The sequence below is a fragment of the Serinicoccus shuyuelongi genome (assembly GCF_045032955.1).
Lineage (GTDB): Bacteria > Actinomycetota > Actinomycetes > Actinomycetales > Dermatophilaceae > Ornithinicoccus.
On record NZ_JBJFZU010000003.1, the window covers coordinates 303,449 to 318,427 of the forward strand.

The window sequence follows — 14,979 nt, forward strand, 5'->3', positions numbered from 1 at the left end:
GGTCAGCCTAGTGCGGCGCCGCCGCAGACCCGCAGCACCTGCCCGGTCACGTAGCCGGCACCGGGGGAGGCCAGGTAGGCCACCGCTGCACCGATCTCCTCGGGGCGTCCCATCCGGGGCAGCACCTGCTGGCTGAAGTCGTAGCTGACGGTCTCCGTGAGCGGGGTGGCGATCGGCCCGGGGGCGACCGAGTTCACGGTGATGCCCTGGGTCCCCAGCTCCTTGGCGAGCCACTTCGTCAGGGCGATGATGCCGCCCTTGGAGGCCGCGTAGGCAGGGCCGGAGCGGCCCTCGTCCTCGCCGCCGGAGGACGGACCGCCCATGATCCCGCTGATCGAGCTGATGTTGATCATCCGTCCCGAGCCCTGCGCCTGCATCGCCGGCTGCGCGCTCTGGCAGAAGAGGAAGGTGCCGCGCAGGTTGGTGTCGATGTCGCGGAACCACTCCTCGTCGGTGATCCCGGGCAGTCCGCTGCGGCTGGCGGTGCCGGCGTTGTTGACCAGCACGTCGAGCCGGCCGAAACGCTCCAGCACCTGCGCCACGGCACCCTCCACCTGGGTGCGCTCGCGCACGTCCACGCTCAGCCCCTGCACGGTGCTGTCCGGGTATGCCGCGCGCAGCGCCGCGACCGTGTCCGCCGGATCGGCCACGTCGACGGCGACCACGTGCGCGCCGCGGGCGGCCAGCTGCTCGCAGATCGCGGCACCGATGCCGCGTGCGGCGCCGGTGACCAGCGCCACCGCGCCGGTGAGGTCGAAGAGATCGGTCATGTCATACCCCCAGGAGGTCGGGAAGCCAGTTGGACAGGATCGGCAGGTAGGTCACCAGGAACAGCACGATCATCACCGCGACCAGGAACGGCACCGACCCGCGGATCACGTCGCCCAAGGAGGTCTTGGCGATCCCGGCCGCGACGAACAGGTTGACCCCGACCGGCGGGGTGATCATGCCGACCGCCAGGTTGACGACCATCAGCACGCCGATCGTGGTGACGTCCACCCCGACCTCGAGCAGGACCGGGGCGAGCAGCGGCACGAAGAGGTAGAGCGCGGACACCGCGTCGATGAACATCCCGACCACCAGCAGCATGAGCAGCACGATGAGCAGGATGAGGAACCTGTTCTCGGTGATCGAGAGCAGGGCGTCGGCGACCGTGGAGGCGACCTGGTTGGCGGTGATCACGTAGGCGAAGACCGAGGCCGAGCCGACGATGAGCATGACCACCGAGGACTGCACGGCGGCGACGGTGAAGACGGTCGGCAGCTTGAGGATGCTGATCTCGCGGTAGACGACCAGCCCGACGAAGAGCGCGTACGTCGAGGCGACCACGGCCGACTCGGTCGGGGTGAAGATGCCGCCGTAGATGCCGCCCAGGATGATGACCGGCACCAGCAGGCCCGGCACGGCGTGCAGGAAGGAGCGGAACCAGTGGGTGCCGGCTCGCCCGTCGCCGACGTGCTCGCCGACCTCCTGCTCGACCTCGGAGCGGTGGTCGGCGGCCGGGGCCAGGTGGGCCGAGCTGCCGTGGCCGGGGCCGCTGCCGGAGGACACGGTCGCCGCGTCGTCCGCGGCGCGTGTCCCGGTGGCACCGGCGGCACCGGCGAGGGCCGGTTCGCGGCCCGCGGCCGGCATCATCCGGGGCACCAGCGACGCCGCGACGATGAGCGCGACGGCCATCATCAGACCGGGCACGATGCCGGCGATGAACAGCCGCCCGATCGACACCCGCTGGAAGTCGGAGACGACCACCGCGAAGACGATGAAGGCGATGCTCGGCGGCACCACGATGCCCATCGAGCCGGCGGCGGCGACCATCGAGGCCGCGTGCCGCTTGGCGTACCCGCGGCGGATCAGCGCCGGGATGAGGATGCTGCCGATGGCCGCGACCGTCGCCGGCCCGGAGCCGGAGATGGCCGAGAAGAAGAACGCGGAGATCACCACGACCATCGCCAGGCCGTTCTTGAACCGGCCCACGCAGGCGTCGGCGAAGTCGATGAGCCGGGCACTGATCCCGGCATACTCCATGATCGCGCCGGCCAGGATGAAGAACGGGATGGCCAGCAGCGTCTCGGACGACAGCGAGGCGTAGATGACGCTCGGGATCACCGAGAGCTGGCCGATGCCGGCGGTGTAGACCAGGGTGGTGATCGCGGCCAGGCCGAGGGAGAAGGCCACCGGCACCCCGATGAAGAGCAGCAGGAAGAACGAGCCGAAGAGGATGAGCTCGATCATGCGGGGGCCTCCGTCTCACGGGTGCCGTCGGTGCGGCGGCTGCCGTCGACGGTCCGGTCGCCGGCCGGGTCGGTGGGGTTCGGGTCGCGCAGGTCGCGCACGGTCACGTGCACGGTGCGGACGATGCCCAGCGCCGAGCCGACCGGCAGCGCCAGGCTGAACAGCCACTGCGGGATCTGCATGGCCGGCGTCGTACGACCGCTGGACAGCTGCGAGGAGGTCTGGTCCCAGCCGTACCAGCCGAGGATGAGGAAGAAGACCACCATCGCCACCCCGATCAGCACGGTCAGCACCTGCCGACCCCGGCCCCGCATCCGGTCGTGCAGCAGCGAGAAGCCGAGGTGGGCACCCTCACGGACCCCGATGGCCGCACCGATCAACGTCATCCAGACCGCGACGTTGACGGTGATCTCGGTGGTGAAGGCCAACGACGCGTTGAGGAAGTAGCGGCTGACCACGTTGATGAACGCGACCACCGTGATCACCGCGAACGCGGCTGCGGCCAGCCCGTTCTCCACGGTGCTCAGCACCTTGTCGAGGGTGGTCATCGGCTCACTCGTCTGGGGTGACGGCCTCGACGAGGTCCTCGCCCCAGACGTCCTGGTAGTCGTCGTAGACCGGGGTCATCTGGTCGCGGAAGGCGGTGGACTCCTCCTCGGTGAGCTCGACCACGTCCATCTCGCCCTTGAGCTCCTCGAGCTGGCCGGCCTCGTTCTCCCGGTTGTTGGCGATCTGCAGCTCGGCGGCCTCCTGCGCCGCGGCGGTCACCAGCTCCTGGTCCTCCTCGGACAGGGAGTCGAAGACCTCCTTGTTCATGCCCAGGATCAGCGGGTCGTAGACGTAGTTCCACATCGTCAGGTTGTCCTGCACCTCTTCGAGGCCGGAGGTGTAGATGATGTCGATCGGGTTCTCCTGGCCGTCGATGGTGCCCTGCTGCAGGGAGGTGAAGACCTCCGAGAAGCTCATCGTGGTCGGGTTCGCACCCATCTCCTGGTAGATGTCGTCGAAGAGGCCGATGCCCGGGATCCGGACCTTGAGACCGTTCAGGTCGTCGGGGGTGCGCACCGGGCGGGTCGAGTTGGTGAGCTGGCGGAAGCCGCTCTCGCCCATCGCCAGCAGCTGCACGCCGCGCTCGGCGGCGGCCTCGGTGTAGGCGTCGATCCCGGTGTCCTCCAGGGTGGCCCGCGCCTGCTCCAGGTCGGTGTAGAGGAAGGGCGCGTTCACCGCGCCGAACTTCGGGTCGATGCTGGCGTAGATGATGGTGGAGTTGAAGGACAGGTCCTTCTCGCCGCTCATCAGCTGCTCCAGGCCGGCGACGGTGTCGCCGTTGGAGAGCTGCTCGTTGGGGAAGATGTTGACGGAGATGCGTCCGTCCGAGCCCTCCTCGACCTGCTCGGCGAACAGCTCGGCGCCATCGTTCCAGGTCGAGGTGTTGCCGGTGGTGATGGTGAAGTCCCAGTCGTAGGTGTCGCCGTCGGCGCTCGCGCCGCCGCCTCCACCGCACGCGGTCAGGACGAGTCCGGCGCTGAGCGCCAGCGACAGGGCGTAGGTCTTGGTCTGCTTCACGATGCGGTCTCCTACAGGGTCGGGGCGCGGTCGTTGCACCCGCGCCATGGGGTCGGCACCGACGGAGACGCTTCAGGGGCACACCGTCGTGTCCTGGGATCGATCGTGCGTGCTCGGTGGACGCTGTGTCAACGTTCCATCACGTGATCATCGACATTGCCGTTCCACGATGCGAGACGCGACTTTACCTCCGCTGGTCACGTCTGCATACTGCCGTTATGCGCAATGATGCGATCGACGATCCGTTGGATCGGATCCGGGACCGGGGCCAGATGTTGAGACGTTCCGCAACCTGGAACGTCGCTCAGGCTATGGAGGAGTCCCCCGCCGGGTCGGGGACGCAGAGCATCCACCGCGCGCTGACCCTGCTGAACCTGCTCGGCGTGATGGCCCGCGACCGCCCGGACGGGGTCACCCTGGCCGAGCTCGCGCACACCAGCCGCCGGCCCAAGGCCAGCGTCCACCGGGTCGTCGCGACGCTGACCCAGATGGGCTACGTCGAGCGGCTCGAGCCCTCCGGCCGGTACCGGCTGGGGCTGCAGTCCCAGATCCTCGGCGAGCTCGCCGGGGAGCGGACCGACCCCCTCATCCGGACCGCGGTGCCGAGCATGCTGCGCCTCGCCGAGCTCTCCGAGGACACCACCTTCCTCACGGTCCGGCAGGGGTCGTTCTCGATCTGCGCCCGCCGCGAGGAGGGCTACGGGGAGATCCGCAACAACGCCCTGGCCGTCGGGGACCGGCACCCGCTCGGGGTCGGTGCCGGCAGCCTGGCCATCCTCGCGGCCCTGGACGACGCAGAGGTCGCGCACGTCGTCGAGGTCAACGAGGAGATCATGACCCGCCGCTACCCGCGGATCTCCCCGGAGCTGCTGCGCTCGGTGCTGCAGCGCAGCCGGGAGCAGGGGTATGCCCTCAACGAGGGGCTCGTCGCCCCCGGCTCCTGGGCCATCGGCGTGGTGCTGCAGGTGCCCGGCCGGGGACCGGTGGCCGCCCTCTCGATCGCCAGCATCGAGGCACGACTGACCGGCGACCGTCGCGACGAGCTCGTGACGGTCATGAAGAAGGAGGCCTCGCTCATCGAGGCCGCACTCACCCATAGCGACGACGAGGACAGCACAGGCCTGCCCTCGCGTCAGACCCCTAGGAGGACCACGTGACCGCATCACCGGTGATCACCGGATGGGCCCACACCCCGTTCGGCAAGTCCCAGGAGCCCGACGTCGAGTCGCTGCTGGCCAGCGTCTCGTCCGCGGCCCTGGAGCACGCCCAGGTCGACAGCTCGGACCTGGACGGCGTCTTCGTCGGCGTCTTCAACGCCGGCTTCTCGACCCAGGGCTTCGAGGCCGGCCTGGTCGGCGTGGGCCAGCCCGGGCTGGGCCGCGTGCCCGCCGTCCGGCTGGAGAACGCCTGCGCCACCGGCTCCGCCGCGCTGTATGCCGCGCTCGACTTCGTCCAGTCCGGCCGCGGGAAGGTGGCGCTGGTCGCGGGCGCGGAGAAGATGACCGCCAGCAGCCCGCAGATCGTCAACGACGCGCTGCTGCACGCCTCCTACCGGGTGGAGGAGGAGTCCGCCGGCAGCTTCGCCGCCATCTTCGGCCAGATCGCCGGGCAGTACATGGAGCGCTACGGCGACCACAGCGACACCCTGGCCCGGATCGCCGCGAAGAACCACGCCAACGGGGTGCACAACCCCTACGCGCACATGCGCCGCGACCTCGGCTTCGACTTCTGCAACACCGTCTCGGAGAAGAACCCGCAGGTCGCCGGGCCGCTACGGCGCACCGACTGCTCGATGGTCTCCGACGGGGCCGCCGCGATGGTGATCACCGCCGCCGACCTGGCCGGGGCCGCGCCCCGCGCCGTCGGCTTCCGCGGGCGCTCGCACGCCAACGATCACCTGCCGCTGAGCCGACGTGGTGACGTGCTGGAGTTCGCCGGGGCCCGGGCCGCCTTCACCGCCGCGATGGCCGAGGCCGGCACCACCCTGGAGGACCTGGCGCTGCTGGAGACGCACGACTGCTTCACCATCGCCGAGCTGCTGGAGTACGAGGCCTTCGGCCTCGCCGAGCCGGGCAAGGGCGCGACCGCGATCGAGAGCGGCCGGGTCGCCCGCGGCGGCGACCTGCCGGTCAACCCCTCGGGCGGGCTGAAGTCCAAGGGGCACCCGATCGGGGCCACCGGCGTCAGCCAGCACATCATGGCCGCGATGCAGCTCACCGGCGACGCCGGGGACATGCAGGTCGAGGGTGCCGACGTGGCCGGGGTGTTCAACATGGGCGGCGCCGCCGTAGCCAACTACTTCTCGGTGCTGGAGCGGGTCAGGTGAGCGGGTTCGACACGCTCAGCCCCACCCCGGCCCTGAGCCCCCGGACCCGGGCCGTCAGCCTGGCGCAGCCGCTGCGGCACAACGCCGTCCGGTTCGCCGACCGGGACGCGGTCGTCCAGGGGGAGCGGCGGATCACCTGGGCGCAGCTGGACGCGCTGGTCGACGACCTGTGCGCCGACCTGCACCGCCGGGGCGTCGGCCGCGGCGACGTGGTGATGGTGCACTCGCCGAACCACGTCGAGCTGATCCAGGTCATGTACGCCACCTGGCGGATCGGTGCGGTCTTCGCGCCGACCAACTACCGGCTCACCGCGCACGAGGTCGCCGGGCTGGCGGACCTGTGCCGACCGACCGCCCTGGTCTGCCACGTCGACTACCCCGAGCACGCGGCCGCCATCGCCGGTGAGGGGTCGCTGACCTGCGGGACCTGGTGGATCGGGGCGCCGGACGGGCAGGAGGGCGCGATCAGCGGCATACCCTCGGCCGGCGGTGGCGGGGACGCGACCTCGACCACGCCCGAGCCGGTGCACCTGCTGCCCGGGGACCACGCGTGGTACTTCTTCACCTCCGGCACCAGCGGTCGGCCCAAGGCCGCGGTGCTGACCCACGACCAGATGGGTTTCGTGGTCACCAACCACCTGTGCGACCTGATGCCAGGGACCACCGAGGAGGACGCGCACCTGGTGGTGGCCCCGCTGTCGCACGGTGCCGGGATCCACCACGCCACCCAGGTGGCGCGCGCCGCGAAGACGGTGCTGCCGGTCTCGGCCAGCATGGACACCGACGAGCTGTGGTCGCTGGTGGAGCGGGAGCGGGTGACCAACATGTTCACCGTCCCCACCATCCTCAAGGCGCTCGCCGAGGCGCCCGAGGTGGACCGCTACGACCACTCCTCGCTGCGCTACGTCATCTACGCCGGGGCCCCGATGTACATGGCCGACCGGGACCGTGCCCGGCAGGCGTTGGGCGAGGTGCTGGTGCAGTACTACGGGCTCGGCGAGGTGACCGGCAACATCACCGTGCTGCCCCCGCACCTGCACGGGCGGCCCTCGCCGGAGGGCGTCGAGTTCGGCACCTGCGGCTATCCGCGCACCGGGATGGAGGTCAGCATCCAGGACGAGCAGGGTCGGGCCCTGCCCACCGGTGAGCAGGGCGAGATCTGCGTGGCCGGCCCGGCGGTCTTCGCCGGATACCTCAACAACGACACCGCGAACGCCGAGGCCTTCCGGGACGGCTGGTTCCGCACCGGTGACCTGGGCATGGTGGACGGCGAGGGCTTCCTCTACGTCACCGGCCGGGCATCCGACATGTTCATCAGCGGCGGGTCCAACATCTACCCCCGGGAGATCGAGGAGAAGCTGCTCACCCACCCCTCGGTGGGCGAGTGCGCGGTCCTCGGTATGCCGGACGCCAGGTGGGGCGAGGTCGGTGTCGCCGTCTGCGTCCCCGCCAACGGGGGCAGGGTGGACGAGGCCGAGCTGCGGGCCTACCTGGAGCCGATGATGGCGCGCTACAAGGTGCCCAAGCGGTTCGTGGTGTGGGAGGAGATGCCGAAGTCCGGCTACGGCAAGATCGTCAAGCGGGCCATCCGGGACCTGCTGGTCACCCGCGACGGGGGCACGTCGTCGTGAACGCCGCGGACACCCTGGGGCAGAACGAGCAGACCGCCCGCGGACGGGCCGGCGAGCAGCTGGTCCACCGGGGGCCGGCGGGCAGCGAACGGATCATCTCGGTGCCCAGCCCGGTGGTCGTGGTGCGCGAGGAGCTGGCGTCCGGTGAGTTGATCACCGACGCGCTGTGGGCGCTGCTGGAGCCCACCGGGGCGCTCGCGGCGAGCGTGGAGCTGGGCACCGGGACGTTCTCCCACCTGCCCTACGTCTTCCCGGCGCTCGGCGCCCAGGAGGGTGACCCGGTCTCGTTCAGCGAGCCTCAGGTCGCCGCCGGTCCGGCCATGGTGCTCAGCGGCTCCGCGACCGTCGGGTACCGGTACGGCGAGCGGTACACGCATACCCATGCCACCTGGCTGGACCAGCGGGGCAACCTGCGCGGCGGCCACCTGCTGCCCGGGGCCCGGGTCGGGGACGTGCCGATCGAGGTGGTGCTGCGGGCGCTGCCCGGGGCCGAGCAGCTCAGCGCCGACGACCCGGAGACGGGGATGCCGGCCTTTGCGCCGCGCCCGGTGGACCCGGTGACGGCGCCGGTGCCGGAGGGCGCCCCGCGGGCCGTCATCTCGCGGGTGCTGCCCGGGATCCACCTGGACGACGCGGTGGCGCAGGTGTGCGCGGAGGCCGGCTTCACCCGGGCCCGGGTGCGCGCCAGCCTCGGCAGCACGGTCGGGGCGCGGCTGGTCGGGGAGGACGGCGACATCGTCGAGGTCGACTGGCCGGCGGTGGAGTTCACCCAGCTCATCGGCGGCCTGGACGGCACCGGTGACGAGCCGCGCATCACGTTGCAGGGCACCCTCGTGGACATCCACGGAGAGGTGCACAACGGGGTCATCCGCCGGGGCGAGAACCCGGTGGCCGTGACCTTCGAGCTCTACGTCGAGGAGGTGCTCCGATGACCGGTCGGGTGCAGGACAAGGTGGTGCTGGTCTTCGGGGCCGGGTCGGTGGGGGAGGGGGTCAGCAACGGACAGGCCGCCGCGATCACGTATGCCCGGGAGGGCGGCGCGGTGGCGTGCGTCGACATCTCGCTGGAGGCGGCGAAGGTCACCGCGGCGATGATCGCCGACGAGGGCGGCCGGGCGGTGGCGCTACGGGCCGACGTCACCGACGAGGCGCAGATCGTGGCCGCCACCGAGGAGACGGTGGCGACCCTGGGCCCGGTGGACGTGCTGCACAACAACGTGGGCGTCACCTTCCTCGGCGGGCCCACCGAGATCACCCTGGAGCGGTGGCGGACGGCGTTCGCGGTGAACGTGGAGTCGGTGCTGCTGAGCGCCAAGCACGTGCTGCCCTCGATGATCGAGCGCGGCGGCGGGTCGATCGTCAACATCTCCTCGGTGGCCGCGCTGCGCGACGTCGGCTACGACTACCCGGCGTACATGGCGGCCAAGGCCGCGGTGAACCAGCTGACCGTCTCGATCGCGCTGCAGAACGCGGCGCACGGGGTGCGGGCGAACTCGGTGGCGCCCGGGCTGATCGACACCCCGCTGGTGCGGGCGCAGCTGTCCTCGCAGGCGGACACCATCGAGGAGCTGCTCGCGGTGCGGCACGCCGCCTGCCCGCCGGGCCGGATGGGCACACCCTGGGACGTGGCCAACGCGGCGCTCTTCCTGGCGTCCGACGACGCGGCCTACGTCAACGGCGTGTGCCTGCCGGTGGACGGCGGACTGACGATGCGCGCGGTCTGACCAGGGGTTGGTCTGGTCAGGCGCGCGGGCGGTCGCTCGGTCAGGCGTCCGTTACGTCGCCGTCCCGCTCGGCGATGCGGGTGATCGCGGCCAGCGTGGCGGGGATGCCCTCGTGCGCGGCGCGGGTCCGGGCCTCGATCTCCCGGTCCGCGTCGTCGCCGTACTTCTCCCGGAACATCGCGAGTCCGGCGGGCAGGAACTCCCACGACTCGGTGAGCCGGGTGCCGCCCTCGACCGGGGCGAGGGCATACCCCCAGCGGACGTAGGAGCCGCCGACGACGAAGGCGAACTCTGTGCCACGCTCGGCCACCACCACCTCGCTGCGGGTCTCCCAGGTGCGCCCGGGGACCTCGTTGCGGCCGGTGAACCAGTCGCCGACCTGGCCGGTGGCGCCCTCGTCCCACCAGCAGCCGGTGCAGATGGGGCTCCACTCGCCGGTCCGGGTCACGTCGGAGACCAGGTCGTACAGGGCCTCCGGGGTGGCGTGGACGGTGACCGACTCGGCGTGCGTGAGAGAGCTCATACCTCGATCGTCGCAGACGGCGAGAGGGCCGAAACGACCTGTGCGGTGTCGGTCCGTCGGGGAGCGCGCCGGGTGCGCCACACTGGGCCCATGGCTGGTGGCGGTGGGTCGGTCGGCGGTGAGCTCGTCGAGGTGCTGGGTGTCTACAACGCGGACGGAGGCTGGCGCGGCGAGGCGGCCTACGTGGTCGGCAAGGTGCTGGGCCGGGCGCACTGCGGCCTGTGCGACGTCACCCACTCGCCGGTGCGCCGCAAGGAGTCCTGGGACGCGCTGCTGGAGCGGGCCCGGGTGCCGATCCGGGTGGTGCACCGCAACGAGCTGAGCGACGCGGAGGCCGAAGCCCTGGTCGGGCTCACCCTGCCGCTGGTCCTGGGCCGGTATGCCGACGGCCGGGACGTGCTGCTGCTCAGCGCCGAGGAGCTGGACGCCCTGGGCGGCTCAGTACGTGACTTCGCCGACGCTCTGCCGGCCGGGGTGCTGGCCCACTGAGCCCGCCACCGCGGTGGCTAACGGTCGCCAGGGCAACCTCTTGTCACCGCGGTGAATGCACGCACCGCGGTGGCTAGCGGTCGTCAGGCAACCTCTACCCACCGCGGTCACCCACCGCGGTGCGGCTGCTCACCCTGCATACCGGGCACGTGGCACCTAGCGTGAAGGAATGCGTGCACTTACCTGGCAAGGCCTGACCGACGTCGCCGTGACCGAGGTCCCCGACCCCGTCCTGCAGGACCCCACCGACGCGGTCGTGCGGGTCACCTCGACCGCCATCTGCGGCTCCGACCTCCACCTCTACAACGTCCTCGGGGCGTACATGACCCAGGGCGACGTCCTCGGCCACGAGTTCATGGGCATCGTCGAGCAGGTCGGCAGCGGCGTCCAGAACCTCGCCGTCGGCGACCGCGTCGTCGTCCCCTTCAACATCAGCTGCGGGCACTGCTGGATGTGCAGCCGCGGCCTCTTCGCCCAGTGCGAGACCACCCAGAACGTGGACCAGGGCACCGGGGCGAGCCTCTTCGGGTTCAGCAGCCTCTACGGCGCGGTCCCCGGCGGGCAGGCCGAGATGGTGCGCGTCCCGCACGCCGACTTCGGCCCGGTCAAGGTGGACCACGGCCTCGCCGACGAGCGGGTGCTCTACCTCTCCGACATCCTGCCCACCGCCTGGCAGGGCGTGGAGTATGCCGCCGTGCCGGACGGCGGGACGCTCGCCGTGATGGGTCTGGGCCCGGTCGGCCAGCTCGCGGTGCGGGTGGCCAAGCACAAGGGTCTGCGCGTGATCGGGGTCGACCTGGTGCCCGAGCGCCTCGAGGCGGCCCGCCGCCACGGCGCCGAGATCGTCGACCTCACCGAGATGAAGGACGTCGGCCAGGCGGTCCGGGACGTCACCGACGGCCGCGGCGCCGACGGCGTGCTGGACGCGGTGGGCATGGAGGCGCACGGCAGCCCGGTGCTGGGGGCCGCGGTCTCCGTCGCGAAGCGGCTGCCCGGCCCGATCGCCCGCAAGGCGATCGAGACCGCGGGTGTCGACCGGCTCGCGGCGCTGCACGGTTCGATCGACGCGGTGCGCCGCGGCGGCACCGTCTCGATCAGCGGCGTCTACGGCGGGATGGCCGACCCGATGCCGATGATGGAGCTCTTCGACAAGGGCGTCCAGCTGCGGATGGGCCAGTGCCACGTGCGCCGCTGGACCGACGAGCTGAACGCGCTGGTCTCCCAGGAGGCCGACGTGCTGGACCTCGAGGGCCTGGCCACCCACCGGGTGTCGCTGGATGAGGCTCCGGAGATGTACAAGACCTTCAACGACAAGGCCGACGGCTGCCTCAAGGTGGTCATGACCCCCTGAGTGCGAGCACGTCCCCCTCGCGGCCCCGGCTGGCGCTCAGCGGAGCGTCGCGCCGGGGTCGCGCTGGTTCAGCCGGGCCGCGGCCCGGCTGCCCAGCACGGTGAGCCGGTCGACGACGGCGGAGGCCGCGGAACCGAGCCGGTCGGCGGCGGCGCTGCCCCGCACCGAAGTCGTCGTGTCCCCGGAGGCGGGGGTGCCCGGCAGCAGGCGGGTGGTCAGGCCCATCACCCGGATGGTGGTGGCCGGCATCAGTCCGTGCACCCGGGAGCCGACGGCGGCGAGGGGGGTGAGGGTGACCATCGGCCTGCCGGCGAGGACGCCGTCGACCATCTTCCGGGCCGCGCGCCGCGCGTCCATGGACAGCAGCGGCAGGGACGCCGCCGGGGCGAACCAGGCATACTCGGCGGCCCGGTCCCCGGTGAACATGGCGTTCTCGTGGGACCCGGTGCGCATCAGCCCCGGGACGATGCAGGTGGCGCTCACCCCGGTGCCGGCCAGCTCGGCGGCCAGGCCCTGGGTGAAGCCGACCGCGCCGAACTTGGCGGTGGCGTAGGGGAGCAGGTGAGGCGGGGCGACGACGCCGCCGATGCTGGTGACCACGCCGATCCTGCCGCGGTCACGCTCGCGCATACCGGGCAGCACCGACCAGACGGTGTTGACCGCACCGGTGAGCATGGTGCCGATCGCCTCGTCGAAGTGCTCGAAGGCCATCGCCTCGGCAGGCCCGACCTGGATGACGCCGGCGACGTGCAGCAGCACCTCGATCGGGCCCAGCTCCTGCTCGACCTGCTCGACCATGCCCGCGACGGCGTCCCGGTCGGACACGTCGCAGCGCAGCGCCAGCACCCGACCGGCCCGGGGCCCGGTGGTGGCCCGGGCCCGCTGCCGGGCCAGTTCGGCGCCCTGCTGCGTCTCCTCCAGGTCGCGCGCGCAGATCGCCACGTCGTGGCCGCGGGCGGCAAGGTCGGTGGCGATGAGCAGGCCCAGCCCGCGGGAGGCGCCGGCGACCAGGGCGACGGGGCGATCGGTGGTGTCCATCTCTCGACGGTATGCACACACCCCCTGCCCCGCGACCGGGAACGACGGGCCCTGCCCGCCATCTGCGCGACAAGTCCGGATCCGCGCAAGATATGTCTTGCGCAGATCCGGACTTTCCGGTCAGTGCGTGACGCGTGGTGCCGGTGGGATGACCGGGACCCGACCCGGAGAGCCCTACCGATCGTCGGTGGGGCTGACCGTGGTCTGGTTGATCGCGTCGGTGTCCTCGGGGTCCTCGGTGGTCGGGTCGCGCTTCTCGGCGACGATGCTCGCGACCGCGGTGACGACGAGCACCACGACGATGACGACCAGGGAGACCAGGGTCGGGACCGTGGGCACGCCCTCCCAGACGCCGTGCGCCCAGTGCAGGACCAGCTTGACGCCGATGAAGGCCAGGATGAGCGCCAGCCCGTAGCCGAGGTAGCGCAGCTTGCCGAGTGCCCCCTCGAGCACGAAGTAGAGCGCGCGCAGACCCAGCAGCGCGAAGGCGTTGGTGACGAAGACCAGGTAGGGGTCGCCGGTGATGCCGTAGACGGCCGGGACCGAGTCGACGGCGAAGACCACGTCGGTGCCCAGGATCGCCAGCATCACCAGGCCCAGCGGGGTCAGCGCGCGCTTGCCCTGCTCGCGGACGCTGAGCTTGGTGCCCTGGTAGTCGTCGGTGATCGGCCAGAAGCGGCGGACGATCTTGACGGCCTTGAGCTCGTTCACGTCGGTGTGCGTGTCGCTGCGGGCATCCTTGAGCACGCCCCAGGCGGTGAAGAGCAGGATCGCGCCGAAGACCAGGAAGATCGCGGCGAACTGGGAGATGAGCACGGCGCCGAGCGCGATGAAGATGGTGCGCAGGACCAGCGCGCCGATGATGCCGAAGAGCAGCACCCGCTGCTGCAGCTCACGCGGGACGGCGAAGGTCGTCAGGATGAGGATGAAGATGAAGAGGTTGTCGACCGAGAGGGACTTCTCGACCAGGTACCCGGTGTAGTACTCCAGCCCGATCTGGTGGCCGTGCACGTTCCACACGTAGAGGCCGAAGGTGAGCGGCAGCGCGATGTAGAACGCGGACCAGCCCAGCGCCTCCTTCATGGAGACGGCGTGCGGACGGCGGGTGATGAGGAAGTCCAGCGCCAGCAGGGCAAGGATGCCACCGACGGTGATCAGCCAGAGGTTGAGATCGGCGATCGTGTGCAGCTCGGACGGGTCGGGGACGGATTGGGACAGCACGGGCACGATGGGACCTCGCAGCCTTCGGGGGTGCGAGGTCTCCTTCACCCCGGGTGGGGCGCGTGCCGAGCGCGGTATAGGACCGCGCGTAGTGACCGGCAACGACTTTGGGAAGTACTCCCCTCGTGAGGTTCAGGGTAAGGAGGGGTGGGCGGTCGGTCAAGCGGGGACGGCGCCTGGTCAGCGACTCGTGCGCGCGGCCGGTGAGGCTGCCGATGAGTTCGGGGCGGCAGCGAGGTCGGTCCCCTCATGGCAACCGTGATCATGCATGCAGTGGTGTCCCTGGACGGCTTCATCGCTGACGAGCGCGACGACGTCGGCCCGCTCTTCGACTGGTACTTCAACGGCGACACGCCCCTGGTGGGGGAGGAGGGGGAGCAGCGGCACGCCCGCTTCCGGGTGGGCCGCCGCTCTGCCGACTACGTCCGCGGGGTGTGGGAGCGGACCGCGGCGACGATCCAGGGACGACGCCTGTTCGACCTGACGAACGGGTGGGAGGCGGAACCGCCGGCCGGGGAGCACCTGCTCGTGGTCGCCCACCGCCCCAAGCCGCGGGGGTGGCACCCGGAGGCGGACGTGCCGTTCTTCACCGACGTCGGCGCCGCCGTCGACGAAGCGAGGCGGCGGGCCGGGGACCGGGTGGTCGCGGTCTGTGCCGGGGAGGTCGGCGGCCAGGCGCTCACCTTCGGCCTGGTGGACCGGGTGGCGATGGACGTGGTGCCGGTGGTCTTCGGGTCCGGGAGGCGCTTCTTCGGGTCGGTGGACTCCCGGCACCTGCTCGAGGACCCCGACGTGGTCATCCAGGGCGAGCGGGTGCTGCACCTGAGCTTCCCGGTGCGCCGCTGAGAGCAGCCGGGCCCCGAGGGTGGCGGTGCCGGT

The 14,979-nt window shown here is 71.3% G+C and carries 15 protein-coding genes; 8 read left to right on the plus strand and 7 right to left on the minus strand.

Annotated features, from left to right (window positions below; all coding sequences use genetic code 11):
• Positions 1 to 2 precede the first annotated feature (2 nt).
• The 4 genes from ACI3EY_RS05795 to ACI3EY_RS05810 are packed head-to-tail and all read right to left on the minus strand — an operon-like array spanning position 3 to position 3,798.
• A complete protein-coding gene (locus ACI3EY_RS05795; RefSeq protein ID WP_405037940.1) occupies positions 3 to 770 on the minus strand; it encodes an SDR family NAD(P)-dependent oxidoreductase in 768 nt (255 codons plus the stop codon).
• A gap of 1 nt (position 771) precedes the next feature.
• Positions 772 to 2,232 (minus strand): TRAP transporter large permease, encoded by a 1,461-nt coding sequence (locus tag ACI3EY_RS05800; protein ID WP_405039728.1) that lies wholly within the window; start codon positions 2,230 to 2,232, stop codon positions 772 to 774.
• Entirely contained in the window at positions 2,229 to 2,780 is a 552-nt protein-coding gene (locus tag ACI3EY_RS05805; protein ID WP_405039729.1) for a TRAP transporter small permease, read from the minus strand. The genes ACI3EY_RS05800 and ACI3EY_RS05805 overlap by 4 nt, the downstream gene beginning before the upstream one ends.
• Positions 2,781 to 2,784: 4 nt before the next feature.
• Positions 2,785 to 3,798, minus strand: coding sequence for a DctP family TRAP transporter solute-binding subunit (locus ACI3EY_RS05810; RefSeq protein ID WP_405039730.1), 1,014 nt, complete (start codon positions 3,796 to 3,798; stop codon positions 2,785 to 2,787).
• Between the two features lie 311 nt (positions 3,799 to 4,109).
• Here ACI3EY_RS05810 and ACI3EY_RS05815 point away from each other — a divergent pair, with 311 nt between their 5' ends.
• Genes ACI3EY_RS05815 through ACI3EY_RS05835 form a run of 5 tightly spaced genes read left to right on the plus strand, consistent with a single transcriptional unit; the run spans position 4,110 to position 9,478 of the window.
• The gene (locus tag ACI3EY_RS05815; RefSeq protein ID WP_405037944.1) at positions 4,110 to 4,955 is read left to right on the plus strand and encodes an IclR family transcriptional regulator; all 846 of its coding nucleotides are present in this window, start codon (positions 4,110 to 4,112) and stop codon (positions 4,953 to 4,955) included.
• On the plus strand, positions 4,952 to 6,124 hold the full coding sequence (locus ACI3EY_RS05820) for an acetyl-CoA acetyltransferase (RefSeq protein WP_405037945.1): 1,173 nt from the start codon (positions 4,952 to 4,954) through the stop codon (positions 6,122 to 6,124). The genes ACI3EY_RS05815 and ACI3EY_RS05820 overlap by 4 nt, the downstream gene beginning before the upstream one ends.
• On the plus strand, positions 6,121 to 7,755 hold the full coding sequence (locus ACI3EY_RS05825) for an acyl-CoA synthetase (RefSeq protein WP_405039731.1): 1,635 nt from the start codon (positions 6,121 to 6,123) through the stop codon (positions 7,753 to 7,755). Before ACI3EY_RS05820 ends, ACI3EY_RS05825 begins: the two co-directional genes overlap by 4 nt.
• Positions 7,752 to 8,687 carry a PCC domain-containing protein gene (locus ACI3EY_RS05830; RefSeq protein ID WP_405039732.1) on the plus strand — a complete coding sequence of 312 codons (936 nt, stop codon included), beginning with the start codon at positions 7,752 to 7,754 and terminating at the stop codon, positions 8,685 to 8,687. The genes ACI3EY_RS05825 and ACI3EY_RS05830 overlap by 4 nt, the downstream gene beginning before the upstream one ends.
• The gene (locus tag ACI3EY_RS05835; RefSeq protein WP_405037948.1) at positions 8,684 to 9,478 is read left to right on the plus strand and encodes an SDR family NAD(P)-dependent oxidoreductase; all 795 of its coding nucleotides are present in this window, start codon (positions 8,684 to 8,686) and stop codon (positions 9,476 to 9,478) included. Before ACI3EY_RS05830 ends, ACI3EY_RS05835 begins: the two co-directional genes overlap by 4 nt.
• Before the next feature lie 40 nt (positions 9,479 to 9,518).
• Here the strand turns inward: ACI3EY_RS05835 and ACI3EY_RS05840 are convergent, their stop codons facing one another.
• Entirely contained in the window at positions 9,519 to 10,001 is a 483-nt protein-coding gene (locus ACI3EY_RS05840) for an SRPBCC family protein (RefSeq protein ID WP_405037949.1), read from the minus strand.
• Positions 10,002 to 10,091: 90 nt separating this feature from the next.
• Between ACI3EY_RS05840 and ACI3EY_RS05845 the strand changes: the two genes are divergently transcribed.
• Together ACI3EY_RS05845 and ACI3EY_RS05850 are read left to right on the plus strand one after the other, a co-directional pair.
• Positions 10,092 to 10,490 carry a hypothetical protein gene (locus ACI3EY_RS05845; RefSeq protein ID WP_405037950.1) on the plus strand — a complete coding sequence of 133 codons (399 nt, stop codon included), beginning with the start codon at positions 10,092 to 10,094 and terminating at the stop codon, positions 10,488 to 10,490.
• Between the two features lie 169 nt (positions 10,491 to 10,659).
• Positions 10,660 to 11,841, plus strand: coding sequence for a zinc-dependent alcohol dehydrogenase (locus ACI3EY_RS05850; protein WP_405037951.1), 1,182 nt, complete (start codon positions 10,660 to 10,662; stop codon positions 11,839 to 11,841).
• Between the two features lie 36 nt (positions 11,842 to 11,877).
• Here ACI3EY_RS05850 and ACI3EY_RS05855 read toward each other — a convergent pair whose 3' ends face one another.
• Positions 11,878 to 12,879 carry an SDR family NAD(P)-dependent oxidoreductase gene (locus tag ACI3EY_RS05855; protein WP_405039733.1) on the minus strand — a complete coding sequence of 334 codons (1,002 nt, stop codon included), beginning with the start codon at positions 12,877 to 12,879 and terminating at the stop codon, positions 11,878 to 11,880.
• A gap of 174 nt (positions 12,880 to 13,053) precedes the next feature.
• Positions 13,054 to 14,100 (minus strand): TerC/Alx family metal homeostasis membrane protein, encoded by a 1,047-nt coding sequence (locus ACI3EY_RS05860; RefSeq protein ID WP_405037953.1) that lies wholly within the window; start codon positions 14,098 to 14,100, stop codon positions 13,054 to 13,056.
• 249 nt (positions 14,101 to 14,349) lie between these two features.
• Here ACI3EY_RS05860 and ACI3EY_RS05865 point away from each other — a divergent pair, with 249 nt between their 5' ends.
• Entirely contained in the window at positions 14,350 to 14,946 is a 597-nt protein-coding gene (locus ACI3EY_RS05865; RefSeq protein WP_405039734.1) for a dihydrofolate reductase family protein, read from the plus strand.
• The last annotated feature ends 33 nt before the right edge of the window (positions 14,947 to 14,979 follow it).

Coding starts and splice junctions, on each gene's coding strand:
- ACI3EY_RS05855 (WP_405039733.1), bottom strand. CDS start 12,879: ATGGACACCACCGATCGCCCCGTCGCCCTGGTCGCCGGCGCCTCCCGC.
- ACI3EY_RS05800 (WP_405039728.1), bottom strand. CDS start 2,232: ATGATCGAGCTCATCCTCTTCGGCTCGTTCTTCCTGCTGCTCTTCATC.
- ACI3EY_RS05865 (WP_405039734.1), top strand. CDS start 14,350: ATGGCAACCGTGATCATGCATGCAGTGGTGTCCCTGGACGGCTTCATC.
- ACI3EY_RS05805 (WP_405039729.1), bottom strand. CDS start 2,780: ATGACCACCCTCGACAAGGTGCTGAGCACCGTGGAGAACGGGCTGGCC.
- ACI3EY_RS05795 (WP_405037940.1), bottom strand. CDS start 770: ATGACCGATCTCTTCGACCTCACCGGCGCGGTGGCGCTGGTCACCGGC.
- ACI3EY_RS05815 (WP_405037944.1), top strand. CDS start 4,110: ATGGAGGAGTCCCCCGCCGGGTCGGGGACGCAGAGCATCCACCGCGCG.
- ACI3EY_RS05850 (WP_405037951.1), top strand. CDS start 10,660: ATGCGTGCACTTACCTGGCAAGGCCTGACCGACGTCGCCGTGACCGAG.
- ACI3EY_RS05840 (WP_405037949.1), bottom strand. CDS start 10,001: ATGAGCTCTCTCACGCACGCCGAGTCGGTCACCGTCCACGCCACCCCG.
- ACI3EY_RS05835 (WP_405037948.1), top strand. CDS start 8,684: ATGACCGGTCGGGTGCAGGACAAGGTGGTGCTGGTCTTCGGGGCCGGG.
- ACI3EY_RS05845 (WP_405037950.1), top strand. CDS start 10,092: ATGGCTGGTGGCGGTGGGTCGGTCGGCGGTGAGCTCGTCGAGGTGCTG.